Genomic DNA, 19,265 nt, shown 5'->3' on the forward strand with positions numbered 1-19,265 from the left:
ACATCGACGATGGTGGACGGCGGAAACGATGCCGCCGCCCATCTAGGTTCGCAGAGGTTGCTCAGACCGCCACGGCGGCCGGCGCACGCAGCCTCACGCCCAGCATGATGCTCAACACGGCAAGCGTCAGCACGGTGCCGCTCGCGGCGATGGTTGCGGTTCCACCGGTGAAGTCGAAGACCACGCCGCCGAGACCCGCGCCGAGCGCGATGGCGACATTGATGGAGGCGACGAAGAGCCCCCCGGCGCTCTCGGTCTCGTCCGGCACGGTGCGGGCGATCCAGCTCGACCAGGCGACCGGCACGCCGCCGAAGAACAGGCCCCAGAGAACGACTGCCACCACATCGGCGACAGGATCGGCGCCCTCCAGAACCATGGCGGCGGCGATCGCGCCCATGGCGAGCGGCGCCAGTACCAGCGTCAGCCGCAGCTTCTTCTGCACGAGGCGTCCGGCCAGCAGCGTTCCGAGAAAGTTCGCCGCCCCGAAGCCGAGCAGGATCACGGAGATCGACTCGATGGAAAAGCCGCTGCCGCTCTCGAGATAGGCGCGCAGATAGGTGAAGAAGACGAAGTGCCCGCCGAAGACCAGCAGCACCGCCAGCATGCCGGCGCCGATGCCCGGGCGCACCAGGACGTCGAGCAGGGTCCGCAGCCGCGTCGCCCCCGTCGGCTTCATGGACGGAAGGCTCAGCCATTGCGCCGCCAGGGCGAGCAGCCCGAGCGCCGCGGCGAGCAGGAAGACGTCGCGCCATCCGAAGAGATCGCCGAGATAGCTTCCGACAGGCGCCGCGAGCACGGTGGCGACCGAGACGCCGCTCATCAGGATGGCGAGCGCCCTCGGCACCAGCGCCGCCGGCACCAGCCGCATGGTGACGGCGGTTGACATGGCCCAGAACCCGCCAAGCGCCACGCCGAGAAGCACGCGGCCGAAGAGCAGGAGCGGAAGGCCCGGCGCAAAGGCGACCAGCAGGTTGGAGGCGACCAGCAGCGCGGAGAAGAACATCAGCAGGTGGCGCCGGTCGGTGCCGCGCGCAGCCGCGGTAATCAGCAGGCTGGTGGCGAAGCCGAACAGCGCGGTGGTCGTCACCGCCTGGCCAGCCGCGCCTTCGCTGATGGACAGATCGGCGGCGATGGGGGTCAAGAGACTGGCTGGCAGGAATTCGGCGGTCACCAGGCTGAAGACGCCGATCGTCATGGAGGCGACGGCCGACCAGGCCGGGGTCCGTGCCCCGCCGGTGGCGGGATCGTGGTTCTTGGTGGAGGGTGTCATCGTCATGTCCTTTCGATGGGAGGAATGGCACGGCGAAAGGCTAGGCTGGACTCGTCGGACTTTCTATGTCAGAAAATCCGTTATGCTTGATCAACCGTCCGACACTTCACTCTCAACCGGCGCCCTCGGCCCCGACCTCGTCAGCGAACTGCTGCTCGGCATGCGGCTCGTGGGGGTCGACTACCGCCGTGTGGAGCTTTCGCCGCCCTTCGCCTATGCCTTCGGCGAAGGCGACAGCCGCGCGAAATTTCTGTTCCTGGCGCGCGGAACGATCACGCTTCGCGCCCCGAGCGGCGAACTGCATCGGATGAAGGCGGGCGACGCCGCGCTCCTGCCGCGCGGCGGCCGTCATCTGATCGGCTCGTCGGCCGAGGCGCCTCAGCCCTGCGCCGATCTCGCCACGCTGCCCAGGCAACCTCTCTGCACCCTGGTGAGCGGCATCATGGATTGCGACGAAAAGGCCTGCAGCGCGGAAGAGCGCGTGCTGATCTTTTCCGCCTGCATGGATTTCGACCTGGGCAGCATGCATCCGCTGGTCGCGCTGATGCCCGAGGTCATGCGGGTCGGCACGATCATGACGCGCTATCCGGAAATCCTGCCGATGCTGGAGGCGATGGCCCGCGAGGTCAACCAGGGTCGCGCCGGCTATGCCGGCATCCTGGCGCGCCTCGCCGATGTCGTTGCCGCCTCGATCGTCCGGGCATGGGTGGAATGCGGCTGCGGCGATGCGACCGGCTGGATCGCCGCCCTGCGCGACCCGCGCCTCGGGCGCGTGCTCGTCGCCCTCCACCGCGATCCCGGCCGGGACTGGACGCTCGCCGAACTGGCCAAGCTGATGGGCGCCTCGCGCTCCGTCTTCGCCGAGCGTTTTCTCGCGGTCACGGGCGTGCCGCCGCTGCGTTATCTGACGGAGATGCGCATGCGGCTGGCGGCCCAATGGATTTCCAAGGAAGGCATGCCGATCGAGACCGCCGCGCACCGGCTGGGCTACAGCTCCCACGCCGCCTTCAGCCGCGCCTTCAAACGCGTCACCGGCTATCCGCCGAGCCAGGCACCGCGGGCGGCCTGAGGCAGCGACGGTCCTGTATCGGCCCCGGCGCGTGCCCTCAAGCCGAGCTTCCAGACTCACGGGCAGGCCCGAGGCGCCCTGTGGCGCCCGGCGTCAGGCGGTCGCCCTTGGCTGCGCGATAGGGACAAGACCAGCCTGCCGAGCCGGTCGCTCCACCCCCCTCTGCCCTGCCGGGCATCTCCCCCTCAAGGGGGAGATCGGCCCGCGGCACCGTCCCAACTGACTTCATCGCTGCAATGCCCAGCCCCGGTCGTCTGCCCATACCCGGCCACCGCGGCCAGGCTGGCAGTACGGCCAGCGGCCCATCTCCCCCCTTGAAGGGGAGATGTCGGCGTAGCCGACAGAGGGGGTCGGCGGCAAGGTACGGCCGGCAGGAGGTGGATGGCCGGCAAGACGGGGCGCCCGACACAACCGGACGGCTGCAAGAGGGGGCGGCTGGCAAGAGCGGGCGGCCGACAGAGCGGGGTGAGCGGCAAGAAGGTGGCGGTGGGCAAACCGACCCGCCAATCCCCCCGGCGCCATCGCCCCGAGTCAGGCCTTACCCGACCCTACAGCAGCGTCACGTCGATATAGTCGTCATAGACGTCGATGCAGACGTCCGGCGTGCCGTTGACGATGGCGTTGCGGGTGCTGCGGTCCATGCTGCCGTTCTTCAGCATCTGCTCGAGCCGCGCCCGATTTTTCTTCGAGCTGAAGGTCGAGTCGTTCTCGTCGCTGTCGTCGCGGATGCCGAAGGCATGGAAGTTGGCCCGGTCCTGGCGGATGATGGCGGCGGCGTCCTTGAGCGGGTAACCGTCGGAGGCGAAATGATCGCTTTCGCCGAGCGTGGCGCAATAGCTCTCGATCGGGTCGCCGGCGGTCTGGGCGCTCGCCGGCGAGACCGACAGCAGAAGGGATAGGGAAACGATAGCGGCGATGACGGGGTCTTTCATGCGGTGCTCCTCAATGGTCGGCCATCTAGAGCACGCCGCTCCCGGCCCGTCGACGGGGGGCCGAAAATAGTCCGGCGACCCCTGCCCTTCGGCCCGAGCCGTCACCATCAGGATCGGCGGATTTGCGCGCCACCCTCATGCTGAGGTGCCCGAGCAAGGCGAGGGCCTCGAAGCGTCCGGCCTCCCCCCTCTGCCCTGCCGGGCATCTCCCCCTCGAGGGGGGAGATCAGCCCCGCGTTGCCGTCCTGCCCACCGTCAACCACCCAAAGCCCGGCCACCGACCACCCGACGCCGGCCCGTCAACCATATCCTCCGGCGCCCACCAATCGTCGGTCAGCCCACCCATCGTCGGTCAGGCCGGCAATGCGGCCGGCGGGCGATCTCCCCCCTTGAGGGGGAGATGTCGGCGTAGCCGACAGAGGGGGGGTGACCGCGTGCGACCACCGCAAAAACCGGGGAAGTTCCGGCCCGTTTCCCCAGCAAGAACAACAGACCGCAGCGGAATTCATCCCCGCCCCCGCGCCATGCCCGATACTGCCCCCGTTCCGCCATCGGTTACACCGGTTAGCGTTGCCGGCGAGGCGGGACCGGTGCCCGGGGGGCGCGGTCGAGACGCGGACCGCTTCCCCGGGGCCGGGCATGAAGGGTCTCCCTCTCGCCTGAAACAGGGCGGGGCGTGCCTGTGGGGCACACATGATTGGACCGGCGACTGGCGGGGGTCTCCCCCGGCTTTCGTGGCGCGGCGGGCAAGAACGATAACAAGCGCCCGCAAGCGCAACCCTGGAAAAGGTGCCGTCATCCGCGCAGAGAGACCGAGTTTGCCCGGCAAAAGACACCGAACGGGACACGATCGGGTGTCATGTAATTTACCTTAGTCGCGGCACGCGATCGTGTCCCGGCCGACTGCCCCTCCCAAGAAGGGAGGACACCGGAATGAACCATGCCACGGGGCGGAACCGCCCGCGTGAGGGATGACGCCTGCGCGCCGGAAGGAGACGATGGTGGAGAATGACGGAATCGACATCGATGCCTATGAGAAGCGGCGCATGGATTGGCACGAGCGCAAATGGCGGCTTGCGGCCGAAAAAACGATGGGCTTCATTTTCTGCCCGATCCGCAAATGCCGCCGGGATCTGGGCTGCTCCGGCCCCATGGTGCCGAGCGAGCGCCAGCGCCGCGCCGTGGAGGCCCAGAAGGCCATCGGGCTCTCGGGCAAGGCCGTTGCCTGCCTTCCCCTCTGCGTCGCCCATGCCGATGACGATACCCATCAGCGATGCCAGCAGGTTCTGGAGGCGATCTCCCGCGCGCTCGAGGCAAGACCCCAGCCGAGATTGCCGCGCCATGACCGGCGCAACAGGGGCCGGACATGGGGTTGAACGTCATGGGATTGAACGCTGTCAGGGGGCGAATGCAGAAACGGCCCCTTTCGGGGCCGTTTGGACAGTCACATCATCGCGACATATTTCGGCAGTTCCGCCATGCGCGGCACGACGATCAGCGTCTTCACATGGCCGCGTTTGAAGGCGTTGAGGAACCTGTTGTAGTCCTCGAACACCACGCAGCCGGAGCTGTCGCCGCGTTTGCGCAGCAGGTAGGTGTGGGTCAGGAAGCCGTCGCGGCCGTACATCTTGCTGTCGCCGACCGGCGTCATGCGGATCGCCTCGATACCGTGGAAGCGGCTTTCGCGCATGCGCAGATTGTAGACGTTCGGCGGGGTCGGGCCGCGGTTCTTGATATGCACGAACTTGGGATTGTCGCGCATGTGGGCGCGGCCGGAATGGGCCTCGAGCTTCTCGCCATTCGGCATGTGCACGATGCCGGCGGAGATGTCGTAGACGGCAACGCCGCGGCCCGGCAGCTTGGGCTTGCGGCCGAAGAAGGAAGGCCGCTCCTCGTCGCTGTCGCTGGCCAGCGGGTTTTCCGGCTTGGCATAGGCCAGCATGTTGGACGGCATCGCCTTTGCCTTGGCTTTCGCCTTGTCGTTGGCGCGGCTGTCCGGCTGTTCGGTGTTGGCCGGGGCCTTGGGGCGCGCCGACGGCAGGGGCACGTCATCCGGCGCGGCGCTGTGGTCTTCTCCCGTCGGCTCCGACAGGAGCTCGACGAAAGGTTCCTCGCGCGGGTCCGGGCCGATCTGCACGACGTCCTTGGCCGGCAGGGGCGCGGCATAGGCAAGGGCGGCAGGACCGGCGGGAAGTTCGCCGCCGGCGTCGGACAGTTTTGCGGCAGGTGCCAGGGCCGTGGGGTCGATCGAAGCGGTCTGGATGCCGGCACCGGTTCCGACGATATGGTTCTTGTCTTCCGGCCCGAGCCCGGCAATCGCCTTGGCATTGCGCTCGGCGACCGCCTCGGCCAGCGCCAGGCGCAGCATGTCGCGCGCCTTCGGGTCGCTCGAGGCGCGCTCGCGCCGCTCCAGCATACGGTCCGACTTCTCGACGCTTGCCAGCGCCATGGAGGCGGGCAGCATCAGCAGGCCCACTTCCTCGGTCGCGGCGACGGCAGCGGCGATGCGAAGTCGCGCCACTTCCGCTTCCCGCAGCGGATTGCTCCGGTCGGTGCGTTTCAGCGCCTTGCCGAGATCGGCCGGGCGCTCGACCAGCGCCAGCGACGGGGCGTCGAGCTTCGGCGCGGATGTCAGGGAATGGATGGTGGCGATCCCCGCCGTGACCCAGAGGATGGCGGCCAGGCCGACACCGATGGCGACGGGGGTCTTGGAGGCCTTGCGGCCTTTCCCGGTTCGGGATGGAGAACCAGCGGACGGTTTGTCCTTGGTGACTGTCTCGGTCGAGAACGCCATACTATCACTCGCTACCAGAGGCCTTGCGGCCGGGCGGGTTTCATCGCCACGGCCCTACGCATCCGGTCCGCAAGGAGGCTTCACTGGACCTCCGCTATTCCGGATGTCCTAAACAATGAAGAATCTTGGTAACCAAGAGGTTTACGCCGCGTTGATTCTTTTATCCCTGGCAGAAATGGCAAGAAAAAGGCAGAAACTGACAGTTACACAGAGCGCGTAAGGCCGCCATCGACGCGGATATTCTGACCGGTGATGTAGCCGGCACCTTCGGAGGCCAGGAATGCGACCGTCGCGGCAATCTCTTCGCTCTTGCCGTAACGCTGCATCGGCACGCTTTCGCGGCGTTCCTCCGTTCCCGGCAGACTATCGATCCAACCGGGCAGAACATTGTTCATCCGGACATTGTCGGCCGCATAGGTGTCGGCGAAGATCTTGGTGAAGGCGGCAAGCCCGGCCCGGGCCACGGTGGAGGTCGGGAACATCGCGCTCGGCTCGAAGGCCCAGGCGGTCGAGATGTTGATGATGACCCCGGATTTGCGGGCCTGCATGATCGGCGTGACGAGGCGCGTCGGGCGGATCACGTTCAGCAGATAGGTGTCGAAGCCCTTGTGCCAGTCCTCGTCGGTGATCTCGAGGATCTGCGCCCGCGGTCCGTGGCCGGCGCTGTTGACCAGCACGTCGATGCGGCCGAAGCGCTCCATCGTGCCGTCGACCAGCCGCTTCAGATCGTCGTTCGACTGGTTGGAGCCGGTCACGCCATAGCCGCCGAGTTCGGCGGCGAGCGCCTCGCCCTTGCCGGAGGACGACAGGATCGCGACCTTGAAACCGTCGGCTGCGAGACGTTTTGCCGCAGCGGCTCCCATGCCGCTTCCACCGGCGGCGATGATGGCAACTCTCTGTTCCGACATGACGTTCTCCTTTGGTCTTTCACGGTGTGCGAGATTTTCGCTGTTCGCGGCCAAAGTCGAGTCAGAAAATCGAAAGGCCGGTGAAGCGTGCGCGCCACCGGCCTTGAATGTCATCGGAACGGGATAGGATTGCCGGGCCTGGCCTACCAGGAACGGACGTCCAGCACGCGGTCGCGATGGGCCGGATGGGTCGAGAAGACGAAGATCCGGTCGAGTTCCTTCTTGGTCAGCAGACGCAGGAAGCGGACCTCGGCGGTGTTGTTGGCAAAGGTCTTCATCAGCAGGCAGCCGACCTTGGTGATGCGGGCATCGGGGAGATCGAGATAGAACTGCTGCGGCAGGTTGTACTGGGTCAGCAGACCGATGATCGCGCCGCTCATGGAGATCTTGATCAAATCGCAGCGGCGGGCCGCCATGTGCATGACGCCCTTCTCGGTATATTCGATGCGCGCCGCATTCATCGTATCCTCCATGGGAAACCGCGCCTCGCGGTCGTACATGAAGGATTCTTCCCGTTTCAGATAATGGTTGCCACCCACCGCCTGTCTCATTGACGTCCCAGCCCCTGGTTTCCAGTTGTTATGGGCAAAGACTAGCAGCGGGGCATTTAACAGATGGTGTTTACCGGGGGTAGCAAGCCGCCAATGATGGGGTCCTGCTTGCCATCAAGGCAAACAGGACCTTAATTCCCACCGGTCATTTCCTGTAGGTGTGGCCGGTCGCATCGAAAAGGTGCAATTTGGTCCGGTCGGCCGAGAAGCGCAGTTTCTCGCCCTTCTTCACATCGACGATGCCGGGCAGCTTGACGACGATCGGCTCTTCCTCGACGGGTCCCTCGACATAGAGCAGCGTCACTTCGCCGAGCGCCTCGACGATGGTGACCGTGCCCTCGAACAGGAAGTCGTCGCCGGTAGCGATCGACAGGTCCTCGGGACGGACGCCGAAGCTCGCCGCCTTGCCGACATCGCCGGCCGGCGTCTCGATGTCGATGCGCACGGTGGTTCCGTCCTTGAGCGTCAGCGTGGTCGGATTTCCGGCCGCGGCAATGGTGGTCGGCATGATGTTCATCGCCGGCGAGCCGATGAACTGCGCGACGAAGAGATTGGCCGGGCGCTCGTAGAGCTCGAGCGGCGGCCCGACCTGCTCGATCTTGCCGGCAGACAGCACGACGATGCGGTCGGCGAGCGTCATGGCCTCGACCTGGTCGTGGGTGACGTAGATCATCGTCGTGTCGGGCATGCTCTCGTTGAGCTTGGCGATCTCGATGCGGGTTGCGACACGCAGCGCCGCGTCGAGGTTGGAAAGCGGCTCGTCGAACAGGAAGACCTTGGGGTCGCGGCAGATGGCCCGGCCGATCGCCACGCGCTGCCGCTGGCCGCCGGACAGCGCCTTGGGCAGGCGGTCGAGATAGGGCGTGAGCTGCAGGATGTCGGCGGCGTTCCTGACGCGCCGGTCGATCTCCTCCTTGCTCTCGCCGGCGATGCGCATGCCAAACGCCATGTTGTCGTAGACCGTCATATGCGGATAGAGCGCATAGGACTGGAACACCATGGCGATGCCGCGCTTCGACGGCGGCACGTTGTTGACCACCTGGCCGTCGATGATCATCTCGCCCGAGGTGATGTCCTCGAGCCCGGCGATCATGCGCAGCAAAGTGGACTTGCCGCAGCCGGACGGGCCGACGAAGACGACGAACTCGCCCACCTCGATCGTCAGGTCGATGCCGTGCAGGACCTTCACCTGCCCGTAGGTCTTGCGGATATCCTTGAGAACCAGGCCCGTCATCTCATTCCTCCCAATCAGGCGTGGCGCGCGAAATGAGCGCCCCAGGCCGGCAGTTCCACTCCGTCGTTCTTTGTCTCACTCGCAAAGCCATGGCCTTCGAGCGTATTCCACTGGCCATCCGGCAGGACGGCATGCGCAGGTTCGGCGCCCATGTTGAACAGGCACAGCAGCGTCTCGTTGCCGAGCGTGCGGGTATAGGACAGCACATTGCCCTCCACCGGATGGAAGACGATGCCGCCCTTGGCGAAGGCCGGATGCTGCCGGCGGAAGGCAAGGAAACGGCGATAGTGCTCGAGCACGCTCGCCTCGTCGCCCTGCTGCGTGTCCACCGCCTTCAGAACGTGTTCCACCGGGATCGGCAGCCAGGTCTTCTGCGCCGTGGAAAAGCCGGCCTGCGCCGTCTTGCTGTCCCAGACCATCGGCGTGCGGCAACCGTCGCGGCCCTTGAATTCCGGCCAGAACTGGATGCCGTAGGGGTCCTGCAGATCCTCGAAGGCGATGTCGGCTTCGGTCAGCCCCAGTTCCTCGCCCTGATAGATGCAGACCGAGCCGCGCTGGGTCATCAGGATGGCGCACAGCATCTTGGCGAAGGCGTCGCGGTCGACGACATCGGCGCCCCAGCGGCTGACATGGCGCACCACGTCGTGGTTGGAAAAGGCCCAACAGGCCCAGCCCTCGGGCGCGGCTTCGGCAAAGGCCTTCTGCACCTCGGCGACGCGGGCCGGCGTCAGCGGATCGGGCGCCAGGAATTCGAAGGCGTAGCACATCTGCATCTTGTCGTTGCCGGAGGTGTATTCGCCGACGATTTCGAGACCGCGCTGGCTGTCACCCACCTCGCCGACCGCGGCGATCGCCGGGAACTCGTCGAGCAGAGCGCGGAAGCGCTTGAGGAAGGCGATATTTTCCGGACGGTTCTTGTCGTAGATGTGTTCCTGGAAATTGTAGGGATTGACCGCCGGCGCGGTCGAGGCATTGCGGCGCTCCGGCGCCAGCGCCGGGTTGTCGCGCAGTTCCTTGTCGTGGAAATAGAAGTTGATGGTGTCGAGGCGGAAGCCGTCGACGCCGCGCTGCAGCCAGAAACGCGTGGCATCGAGCACCGCATCCTGGACCCGCGGATTGTGCATGTTGAGGTCCGGCTGCGAGGTCAGGAAGTTGTGCATGTAATACTGCATGCGGGTCGGGTCCCAATGCCATGCGGACCCGCCGAAGATCGACAGCCAGTTGTTCGGCGGCGTGCCGTCCGGCTTCGGATCGGACCAGACATACCAGTCGGACCGTTCATTGATGCGGCTCGACCGGCTCTCGACGAACCAGGGATGCTGATCCGACGTGTGGGAGATCACCAGGTCGATCATCACCCGGATACCGAGGCGATGCGCTTCGGCGATCATGCCGTCGAAATCCGCCAGCGAACCGAACATCGGGTCGACGTCGACATAGTTCGACACGTCGTAACCGAAATCCTTCATCGGCGAGGTGAAGAACGGCGAGATCCAGATGGCGTCGGCGCCAAGCGCCGCGATATGCGGCAGGCGGGCGGTGATGCCCTTGAGGTCACCGATGCCGTCGCCGTTGGAGTCCTGATAGGAGCGCGGGTAGATCTGGTAGATCACCGCACCACGCCACCAGTCCTTGTCGGCGGAGAGGATCGATTGGGTCGTTGCAGTCATGGTCAGTCCTTGTCGATGCAATCAGTAAGATTCGTGCCGTCTCAACCGCCCTTGACCGAGCCCGCGAGCAGGCCGCGGACGAGGTAGCGTTGCAGTGTGAAGAAGACGAGAAGCGGAACGATGATGGTGATGAAGGCGGAGGCGGTCAGGATTTCCCACTTGCCGCCACGCGAGCCGAGCAGGTTGACCAGGCGTCCGGTCAGCACGAGTTCGTTGTCGCCGGTGCCGAGGAAGACCATGGCCACCAGCAGGTCGTTCCAGGTCCACAGGAACTGGAAGATGGCGAAGGAGGCGAGCGCCGGATAGGACAGCGGCAGCACGATCTTCATGAAGATGGTGAAGTCGGAGGCGCCGTCGACGCGGGCCGATTCCATGATCTCGCGCGGCAGTCCGGCGATGTAGTTGCGCAGGAGATAGATGGCGAGCGGCAGGCCGAAGCCCATATGGGCGAGCCAGATGCCGAGATAGGTCTTCGACGGCACGCCGAAGAAGGCACCGACGCTGTTGTACATGCGCAAAAGCGGGATGAGCGACATCTGCAGCGGCACGACCAGCAGACCGACGATGACCGCGAGAATGATCGCCCGGCCAGGGAACTTCATCCAGGCGAGCGCGTAGGCGGCAAAGGCGGCGACCAGGATCGGGATGATGGTCGAGGGAACGGCGACCGTCAGCGAATTGAGGAAGGACTTGCCGATGCCCTCGGCGGTCAGCACGGTGCGGTAGTTTTCCAGCGTGAAGCGCGGCGGGATGCCGGCGGTGTAGAAGATGCGCTGGCCGCGGCTACCCTCGAAGGCCTTCGGCGACGAGATGCGGAAATCGCCGTTCTCGGCGACGGTGAGCTGCTCGCCGTCCTTGAGTTCGGCCGTCGTGCCGGCTTCATAGGCTGCGGGATCCTGGCTGGACGACCCGAAGGCCATGACGACGCCCTTGCCGCCTTCGAAGACATTGCCGGAAATGACGAAGGTGCCGTTTTCCTCGACCTGCTTGTCGGCGCCGGGGGCGCGGTACATGGCGTTCTGCGTCGAGGTCGACAGGCCCGTCCACCAGCCGGAGGCGACGATCTGGTTCTTGTCGCGCAGCGCCGAGATGAACAGGCCGGCGGTCGGCAGCGTCCACAGGACCACGAGGAAGAGGACGGAGAGATGAACCGCCCAGGTGAGCGGAGAGCGAATGCTGCCCTTGTGCATGTCAGCGTCCTTCCATTTCCCGGCGGGCGTTGCGGATGTTCCAGATCATGATCGGCACGACCATGACCATGATCACCACGGCGATCGAGGCGCCGCGGCCGAAATCGCCGCCACCGCGGAACATCCAGTCGAACATGAGGTTGGCCAGCACCTGCGTCTGCCACTGGCCGTTGGTCATGGCGAGCACGATGTCGAACACCTTGAGGACGAGAATGGTGATGGTGGTCCACACCACCGCGATCGTGCCCCAGATCTGCGGCACCTTGATCTTCATGAATATCTGCCAGGGATTGGCGCCGTCGATGACGGCGGCCTCGATGGTCTCTTCCGGAATGCCGCGCAGCGCCGCGGACAGGAGCACCATGGCAAAGCCGGTCTGGATCCAGATGAGGATAACCATGAGGAAGAAATTGTTCCAGAACGGCAGGGTGATCCAGATCTGCGGCTCGCCGCCCAGCGCCACGACGATCGCGTTCAGGATGCCGATCTGTTCGGCGCCGATGTCGCGATAGTCATAGACGAACTTCCAGATGACCGAGGCACCGACGAAGGAGATCGCCATCGGCATGAAGATCAGCGACTTGGCGATATTGCCCCACCAGATGCGGTCGGTGAGCGCCGCGATGATCAGCCCGAACAGAGTGGAGGCGGCGGGCACGACGATCAGCCAGAGCATGTTGTTGTAGATCGACTGGCGGAACTCGCCATCGAAGAACATCCAGCGATAGTTCGCGAGGCCGACGAAGGTGGTGCCGGACCGGTCGTAGAGCGAATAGGCGACCGAGGAGAAGAAGGGATAGACGAGGTAGATCGTCAGCGACACCAGCGCCGGTCCGAGAAACAGCCAGGGGCGGATGCTGTTGGCCCGGTGGATGTTGCGAGAGGCCTCGGCCGCATCGGCGATGCGCGACGGAAAGATCCAGTCGAGCAGCAGGTTCGAGCCGTAGAAATAGCCGACCGCTCCCGCGACGCCGATCACGATGGTCACTAGGGCATAGAGTAGCTGTTCCAATGTTCCCTCCCCCGGGCCGATTTGCCACGGCCTCGTTCAGCGGCGGACGCTCCCGCGCCTGTCTGTCCTTCGCCGGGCGCTCGAGCCCGGCGAAGGTACCGTCTTGCGCTAGCTTACTTGAGCGAGTCCCAGACCTTCTGGACGCCGGCCGCGACGTCGGCGGACGACTTGCCGCCGGTGTAGTCCACCATGCCGGTCCAGAAAGCGCCGGCGCCGATCTTGCCGGGCATCAGGTCGGAACCGTCGAAGCGGAAGGTCGTGGCGTTGAGCAGGATCTCGCCCTGCTTGGCCATGGGCGCATTGGCATAGGCTTCCTTGTTGGCACCCTTGAAAGGCGTGAGGAAGCTCGACTGCGCCATCCACAGTTCATGGGCGATCGGGGTCTTCAGGAAGTCGAAGAAGACACGGGCCGCCGGGGTGTCCTTGGTAAGGATGGCCAGCGTGCCGGCGCCGAGCACCGGATTGCCGAGATCCTTCTTGGACTCGTAGGGCGGCATGTAGAAGAAGTCCGCATCCTCGCCGACCACGGTGCCTTCGGGGAAGAAGGACGGGATGAACGAAGCCTGGTGATGCAGGTAGCACTTCGGCGGGGAGGCGAAGAGGCCCTTCGGGCTGTCGCGGAAGTCGGTCGAGGAAACGGCTGCGACGCCGCCGTCGACGAACTTGTTGTTCTTGGCGAACCAGCCGAATTCGTCGATCGCGCCGAGGACGGCCGGATCGTCGAACTTGATCTCGTTCGAGACCCACTTGTCGTACACGTCGGGGGCTTGCGTGCGCAGCATCAGGTCTTCCACCCAGTCGGTGGCCGGCCAGCCGGTCGCACCGCCAGAACCGAGGCCGATGCACCACGGCGTGCCGCCGTCGGCAGCAATCTTCTCGGTCAGCGCCTTGAGCTCTTCCATGGTCTTCGGCACTTCATAGCCGGCATCCTCGAAATTCTCGGGCACGTACCAGACGAGCGACTTCACGTCGATCTTGTAGGGGAAGCCGTAGACGGCCGCCGTGCCGTCCTTGCCCTTGTAGGTGGAGAGATCGACCCAGGACTGGCCGGCGGAATAGTTCTCCAGCAGCCAGTTCTTCACGTCGTCACCGAGCGGCACGAGATGACCCTTGGAGGCGAGGTCGGCGATCAGGCCCGGCTGCGGCAGGATGGCGATGTCCGGCGGGCTGCCGGCCTGCGTGTCGATGACGATCTGCTGTTCGTAGTTCTCGGAGGAAGAATACTTGACGTCGATCCCGGTCGCGTCTTCGAAGTAGGCCAGGATGCTTTCGAACAGCGCCTGGTCTTCGCCGCGCCACGGTCCGAAAATGGTGACCGACTGGCCGCTCATGCCGCCATGGCCCTTCTTGAACTCCTCGAAGCTCGCCCAGTTGAATTTGGCGTCCTCGCCCGGCTTGAACTTCAGGTCGGCGGCGCCGGCGGATCCGGCAATCAGCGCCACTGCGGCGACCGTCATCAGGAACATATTTTTCATGTGATTTACCTCCCATCACATTTTTGACGGGCAAACCCCCGTCTCGTACATTGAAAGTCAGTCTTTCAAAGCGCTTTGGCAAACAAGTCTTCACATCGAGTTGGAAATGGAGTCAAGCATAATTCCGGATTTGCCGCAAATTCCTGCAACAATGCGGTGAAGAAATCGGCATATGCAATTCATTCGACCAATTTCCTGTTTGTGCACGCTCCCTCTGCTGATAGACAAATCCAAGCGCTTTGAACGCCATCGAAGGCGGCATTCGTGCCGGGTGACCGGAGCGGCAGGGGAGGAATGCGCGGTGAACCTAAAGCAACTGGCGCAATTGCTGGGTTTGTCCCAGACGACGATCAGCCGGGCGATCAACGGCTATCCGGAGGTGAGCGAAGAGACGCGCCAGCGCGTGCTCAAGGCTGCCAAGGAAACCGGCTACCGGCCAAACCGCGCAGCACAGCGCCTGGCGACCGGAAAGGCCGGTTCCATCGGCCTCGTCATGCCGATCGAACCGAACGACAATTCCGATCTTCATTTCGCCGAGTTCCAGCGGGGGCTCGCGGAAGAAGCTCTCAGGCACGACTTTCATCTGGTGATCATGCCGGCCCAGCCGCATGACGAGGAGCAAGCCATCCGCTGGCTGGTGGCGAGCGGCAGCGTCGACGGCTACTACCTCGCCTACATGCGGGCGAACGACCCGCGCATCGCCATGGCGAAGACCCTGCCGGTGCCGTTCATCGTCCATGGCCGGTCGCACGGCCTGGCGGACGATTATCCGTTCCTCGACGTCGACAATGAAGGTGCCTTTCGCGATGCGGCGCGGCTGTTGCTGCAACTCGGCCACCGTCGGTTTGCGCTGCTCAACGGTCCCGGCGAGTTCGACTTCGCCATCCGCCGCAGGATCGGTACGATGGCGGCCCTGAAGGAAAACGGGATCGAGCTCGATCCCGCGGCGATGCGCCATACGGCGATGACCGACGAGGCCGGGTTTCGCGGCATGTCGGAACTGCTGGAGGGGCCGGAGCGGCCGACGGCGGTGCTTTGCGCCTCGACGGTCCTGGCGCTCGGCGCGGTCCGGGCGATCAACAAGGCGGGACTGAAGCTCGGCGAAGACATATCACTGATCGCCCATGACGACGTGCTGCCGCTGCTCAAGCCCGAGAATTTCACCATCCCGCTGACGACCACGCGATCGTCGCTGCGCGCCGCCGGCATCCGCATCGCCCAGCGGCTGATCGCCGCCATCAAGCAGACGGATCCGCAGCCGCCGGCGCACGAGTTGTGGACCACGGATCTGGTGATCCGCGCCTCGACGGGGCCGGCGCCGAAAGAGGCCTAGGCCCCTTCCCTCACGCGGGCTGATCAGGGTGCTTCAGAATTTCGGCGCAGGCTTGCCCTCGGCGCGATAGGCGGCGATCACCGTATTGGCCATCAGCATGGCGATGGTCATGGGACCGACGCCGCCCGGAACCGGGCTGATCGCGCCGGCGACCGGTGCGCATTCGGCAAAGGCGACGTCGCCGACGAGGCGGGTCTTGCCCTCGCCCTTTTCCGGGGCCGGCACGCGGTTGATGCCGACGTCGATGACGGTTGCGCCGGGCTTCACCCAATCGGCCTTCACCATTTCGGCGCGGCCGACGGCCGCCACGAGAATATCGGCATTGCGGGCAAGCGCCGGGAGATCGCGGCTCCTCGAATGGCCGATCGTCACGGTCGCGTTGGCGGCGAGAAGCAGCTGCGCCATCGGCTTGCCGAACAGGTTGGAGCGACCGATGACCAGCGCGTTGAGGCCGGAGAGATCGCGGCCGCGGATCTGGCGCACCAGGATCATGGCGCCGGCCGGGGTGCAGGAGACGAGGCCGGTCTCGGCATCGCCGGTGGCGAGCTTGCCGGCATTGACCACATGCAGGCCGTCGACATCCTTGTCCGGCCGGATCGACTGGATCACGGCTTCGGAATCAAGATGCTTCGGCAGGGGCAACTGGACGAGCACGCCGTCGATCTCGGGATCGGCGTTGAGTTCGGCGACCAGCGCCATCAGCGTTTCCTGGCTGGTTTCCTCGGGCAGCGTGTGCTGCACCGACTTGAAGCCGCATTGCTTGGCCATCCGGCTCTTGGAACTGACATAGGCGTGGCTGGCCGGATCATTGCCGACGATCACCACCGCCAGGCCGGGTCTGCGACCCGCATCGCGCTCCAGCGCCGCTGCTGCCGTTGTTACCGCTTCGATCACCGAAGCGGCTGTCTGCTTGCCATCAATCACCGTTGTCACGATCGCATCCCTCGCTCGCGTTTTCCGGCAACATAGCCGCCGCACCGGGCCGGCAATTGCCTCTCTCCGCCGTATGGTGTCAAAAGCGCGGGATTTGCAAGGGGAAAGCGCAGCCTTTGACGACCTTCCCCTGGTCCGGCGTCAGGGCGCGGGCGTCCGAGGGCCTTGGCTCAGGTATAGCGCCGGGAGGCCGGGTCCTGGCGCGCCGCGGAGCGGCGGCTGTTGGGTGCGGAACGATTGTCGGTTCGCCGGCGCCCCTGCGAAAGCGGGTCTTCGCCCGCGGCATGGCGAGGCGCTCCAAAAAGCTTGAAACGGGCGACATGGCCGAGAAACACCGGAATGCCGACGATATAGCGATACCAGAGCCGTTTCGGCTCCAGCCAAAGCCGATAGACCCACTCGCAGCGGATATGACGCATCCACAGCGGCGCACGCGGGACTTCGCCCGAGACGAAGTCGAACAGCGCTCCGACGCCGATCACGAGACGCGCGTGCTCCGGACGAATGTTGCGGTCGATCCAGATCTCCTGCAGCGGCGTGCCAAGCGCGACCAGCAGGATGTCGATCCGTGCGGCCTTGAGGTCGTCGAGCAAGCCGGCGCAGTTGTTCTTGTCAAAGAAGCCGTCGGAAATCTCGACGAATTCGTGCCACGGCGCATGCCTGCGGAAATTCACCGCGGCGCGTGCCAGGACCTCCGGCCGCCCGCCGATGAGGCCGATGCGCCGGGGCACGTCCATATAGCTCAGCATGGCCGGAATGAAGTCGGTGCCATTGAGGTTGGCGATGAAGCGTTCACCGTTGAGCAGGCGCGACGCGAGGTCGACGCCGATACCGTCGGGCAGCAGGATCGTGCGGCGGAGCGCCTTGCGGTAGTCCGGATCGGACATCATCAGATTGGCATTGTTGGCGTTGAGAAACGCCATATGGGTCGGGCCGAGCGGCAAGGAGGCCAGTTCGTTCACATAGGACAGCGCACCTTCCCAGGTGAGGTCGTAGACCGGCATGCCGAAGAGAGGCAGACGCGGCTCCGGCATAGGGAGATTCGGCGCGGGGTTCATGAGCCCCTCCCGAAACGAACGGACTTCAGGCTGTCGCGCTCATCGGGCCTCTGGCCATGCGCCTGGAGGCCGGCAATGCCTGCCAGCAGAGCCCCGCGAAACGCCGGGAGGGAGAGGAACGAGACTAGGAACCGCATGACACCACGCAATACAGGGTTTGACAGACGCCTTGTATCAGCAGGAGATCAAATCCGGATTAAGTCAAATGCTCGGATTATCGCGGGCGGATTTACGTTTTGCCAACCATGATGCCGCGGGGCGTGCCAGACGCGAAAAGGCGGCGGGTCGACGCCGCCGCCTTTTTCCATCTTGTCCGACGTATTCGATGACGGAGCGAATCAGTGACCCGACTTCGCCGGGTCCTCGACCTTGTCACCCTCGATCACCTTGACCGGCTTGGCCGGCGGTTTGGCGGCGCCGTCGCTGGTCGCCCGCACGTCATCCTTGGACATGTAGTCGAGCTGTTCGACGAGCACTTCCTCGACAAACCCCTCGCCGAGATGGGCATTGATGTCGGTCTTGATCTTCTCGCGGAAGGCGGCGATGTCAAACGAAGCCATGTTCGAGACGTCGACCATCTTGTTGCCGATCAGAAGCGTGAACAGCTCGTCGGTCATCAATTCGGTCAGCGGCAGTTCGATGCCCTTGATCTTTTCCTTGTCCATCATGAAGGAGACGCGGCCGAGGAAATAGCCGCGCACGCTGCCGTCGGCGATCATCGGGATGGTGATCGCTTCGCCGCGCACCAGTTCGAGCTTCGCCTTCCTGGCGTCCTCTTCGCTGACTTCGGCGGGCGCCGTCGCCATCTGCACAGAAAAATAGACCGCGCCCAGCGTGACGAGGCAGACCCACAATCCGGCGGCCAGGATCTTGACCATCAGACCTCGCTGTACAGGAACTGTTCCTGGGAGTAGGTGCCGTCACCATCGGCTTCCCGCACCGCATTCTTCAGGAGATCGGCGACGGCGCGCACCGCGTTCATGTGCGCCTCGACGCGGCGGGCATTGATCGCGAGCTTCTTCTTCAGGGCGTGCATCTGCTCGACATAGCCGACCGCCAGCTCGCGCGGATCGGTGTCGCGGAACAGCATGGTCAGTTCGTAGAGGCAACGGCTCTTGTGGGCATTGGAGACCTTGAGGTCGAATTCCGGGTCCTTGCCGATGCGCTGGTTTTCGTTGTCGATGATCATTTCGAGGCGGCCGAGCACCGTCTTGATCCGATAATCGCTATTGATGATTTCCATGGTTCTTGCCCCGGATGAGTGTTGTTATGCGGTCGTAGCGTCATTGGCGGAGACGCCGAGCGTGCGACGCTCCAGGTCGGTCACCATGTTGAACGCGACGCGTTTATCCGTTTCATCGGTCGCGGCATTGGCGACGTTGCCGCCGCGGTGACGTGCCAGCTCTTCCGAATACATCTGGTCGGCGATGCCGACGCCGCCGCTTTCGGAGATGACGCCGCCGATCTGCTCGGCCATCATGCTCTTCCAGATCTCGCCGGCATTGCCCTTGCCATAGACCGATTCACTGTCGTCCGGCATCATCGACTTGACGAAGTTCTGCAGGATGACCGCTTCGAATTCGCGATAGACCTTCGGAGTCTCGCCCGCAGCCGTCTTCTTGACGTTGCCGAGACCGGCGTCGTAGGCGGCGCTGTTCAGCACTTCGACCGCGGCGCCGAATCCTGTGCCCTTTTCGGCAAGGCTGGTGGCGGCCTGCGCCGCACGATTGGCTTTGAGTTTTTCCTGGGCTGCCGCCAGTACCATCGGATCTGCAGCGCGGACGACGTCCAGCACGAGATCGCTCGGAGGTGATATTGCCACGTTTCTGGTCCCCG

The 19,265-nt window shown here is 64.7% G+C and carries 18 protein-coding genes; 3 read left to right on the forward strand and 15 right to left on the reverse strand.

Going from position 1 to position 19,265, the window contains the following annotated elements:
- Nucleotides 1–61: 61 nt before the first annotated feature.
- Nucleotides 62–1,270 (reverse strand): MFS transporter, encoded by a 1,209-nt coding sequence (locus AC07Y0_RS15655; RefSeq protein ID WP_498678666.1) that lies wholly within the window; start codon nucleotides 1,268–1,270, stop codon nucleotides 62–64.
- 82 nt (nucleotides 1,271–1,352) lie between these two features.
- Between AC07Y0_RS15655 and AC07Y0_RS15660 the strand changes: the two genes are divergently transcribed.
- Nucleotides 1,353–2,339 (forward strand): AraC family transcriptional regulator, encoded by a 987-nt coding sequence (locus AC07Y0_RS15660; protein WP_498678667.1) that lies wholly within the window; start codon nucleotides 1,353–1,355, stop codon nucleotides 2,337–2,339.
- 548 nt (nucleotides 2,340–2,887) lie between these two features.
- Here AC07Y0_RS15660 and AC07Y0_RS15665 read toward each other — a convergent pair.
- A complete protein-coding gene (locus AC07Y0_RS15665; RefSeq protein ID WP_498678668.1) occupies nucleotides 2,888–3,271 on the reverse strand; it encodes a hypothetical protein in 384 nt (127 codons plus the stop codon).
- A gap of 1,001 nt (nucleotides 3,272–4,272) precedes the next feature.
- Here AC07Y0_RS15665 and AC07Y0_RS15670 point away from each other — a divergent pair.
- Nucleotides 4,273–4,647: a hypothetical protein gene (locus AC07Y0_RS15670; RefSeq protein ID WP_498678669.1), complete on the forward strand. Its 375-nt coding sequence runs from the start codon at nucleotides 4,273–4,275 to the stop codon at nucleotides 4,645–4,647.
- A gap of 68 nt (nucleotides 4,648–4,715) precedes the next feature.
- Here AC07Y0_RS15670 and AC07Y0_RS15675 read toward each other — a convergent pair whose 3' ends face one another.
- From AC07Y0_RS15675 to AC07Y0_RS15710, 8 genes are all read right to left on the reverse strand, one after another.
- A complete protein-coding gene (locus AC07Y0_RS15675; protein ID WP_498678670.1) occupies nucleotides 4,716–6,065 on the reverse strand; it encodes a DUF2778 domain-containing protein in 1,350 nt (449 codons plus the stop codon).
- 203 nt (nucleotides 6,066–6,268) lie between these two features.
- Complete coding sequence (locus AC07Y0_RS15680) at nucleotides 6,269–6,973, reverse strand: SDR family oxidoreductase (protein ID WP_498678671.1); 705 nt, start codon at nucleotides 6,971–6,973, stop codon at nucleotides 6,269–6,271.
- Between the two features lie 143 nt (nucleotides 6,974–7,116).
- Nucleotides 7,117–7,473, reverse strand: a complete 357-nt coding sequence (locus AC07Y0_RS15685) for a hypothetical protein (protein ID WP_498680256.1) — start codon at nucleotides 7,471–7,473, stop codon at nucleotides 7,117–7,119.
- Between the two features lie 196 nt (nucleotides 7,474–7,669).
- Entirely contained in the window at nucleotides 7,670–8,758 is a 1,089-nt protein-coding gene (locus AC07Y0_RS15690; protein ID WP_498678672.1) for an ABC transporter ATP-binding protein, read from the reverse strand.
- Between the two features lie 14 nt (nucleotides 8,759–8,772).
- Nucleotides 8,773–10,428 (reverse strand): beta-galactosidase BglA, encoded by a 1,656-nt coding sequence (gene bglA / locus AC07Y0_RS15695; protein WP_498678673.1) that lies wholly within the window; start codon nucleotides 10,426–10,428, stop codon nucleotides 8,773–8,775.
- 41 nt (nucleotides 10,429–10,469) lie between these two features.
- Complete coding sequence (locus AC07Y0_RS15700; RefSeq protein ID WP_454744590.1) at nucleotides 10,470–11,618, reverse strand: carbohydrate ABC transporter permease; 1,149 nt, start codon at nucleotides 11,616–11,618, stop codon at nucleotides 10,470–10,472.
- A 1-nt stretch (nucleotide 11,619) separates the two neighbouring features.
- On the reverse strand, nucleotides 11,620–12,630 hold the full coding sequence (locus AC07Y0_RS15705; protein WP_498678674.1) for a carbohydrate ABC transporter permease: 1,011 nt from the start codon (nucleotides 12,628–12,630) through the stop codon (nucleotides 11,620–11,622).
- Nucleotides 12,631–12,743: 113 nt separating this feature from the next.
- Nucleotides 12,744–14,105, reverse strand: a complete 1,362-nt coding sequence (locus AC07Y0_RS15710) for an ABC transporter substrate-binding protein (protein WP_498678675.1) — start codon at nucleotides 14,103–14,105, stop codon at nucleotides 12,744–12,746.
- A gap of 301 nt (nucleotides 14,106–14,406) precedes the next feature.
- On the opposite strand from AC07Y0_RS15710, the gene AC07Y0_RS15715 reads away from it, so the two are divergent.
- On the forward strand, nucleotides 14,407–15,438 hold the full coding sequence (locus tag AC07Y0_RS15715; protein WP_498678676.1) for a LacI family DNA-binding transcriptional regulator: 1,032 nt from the start codon (nucleotides 14,407–14,409) through the stop codon (nucleotides 15,436–15,438).
- A 33-nt stretch (nucleotides 15,439–15,471) separates the two neighbouring features.
- On the opposite strand, the gene folD is transcribed toward AC07Y0_RS15715, so the two are convergent.
- From folD to AC07Y0_RS15740, 5 genes are all read right to left on the reverse strand, one after another.
- A complete protein-coding gene (gene folD, locus AC07Y0_RS15720; RefSeq protein ID WP_498678677.1) occupies nucleotides 15,472–16,371 on the reverse strand; it encodes a bifunctional methylenetetrahydrofolate dehydrogenase/methenyltetrahydrofolate cyclohydrolase FolD in 900 nt (299 codons plus the stop codon).
- A gap of 170 nt (nucleotides 16,372–16,541) precedes the next feature.
- Entirely contained in the window at nucleotides 16,542–17,429 is an 888-nt protein-coding gene (locus AC07Y0_RS15725; RefSeq protein ID WP_498678678.1) for a WecB/TagA/CpsF family glycosyltransferase, read from the reverse strand.
- Between the two features lie 338 nt (nucleotides 17,430–17,767).
- Nucleotides 17,768–18,307: a hypothetical protein gene (locus tag AC07Y0_RS15730; RefSeq protein WP_498678679.1), complete on the reverse strand. Its 540-nt coding sequence runs from the start codon at nucleotides 18,305–18,307 to the stop codon at nucleotides 17,768–17,770.
- On the reverse strand, nucleotides 18,307–18,672 hold the full coding sequence (locus AC07Y0_RS15735; RefSeq protein WP_181903910.1) for a hypothetical protein: 366 nt from the start codon (nucleotides 18,670–18,672) through the stop codon (nucleotides 18,307–18,309). The genes AC07Y0_RS15730 and AC07Y0_RS15735 overlap by 1 nt, the downstream gene beginning before the upstream one ends.
- A gap of 24 nt (nucleotides 18,673–18,696) precedes the next feature.
- Nucleotides 18,697–19,251 (reverse strand): rod-binding protein, encoded by a 555-nt coding sequence (locus AC07Y0_RS15740; RefSeq protein WP_498678680.1) that lies wholly within the window; start codon nucleotides 19,249–19,251, stop codon nucleotides 18,697–18,699.
- Between the last annotated feature and the right edge of the window lie 14 nt (nucleotides 19,252–19,265).

The organism is Allorhizobium sp. GW101-3B10 (assembly GCF_059424725.1).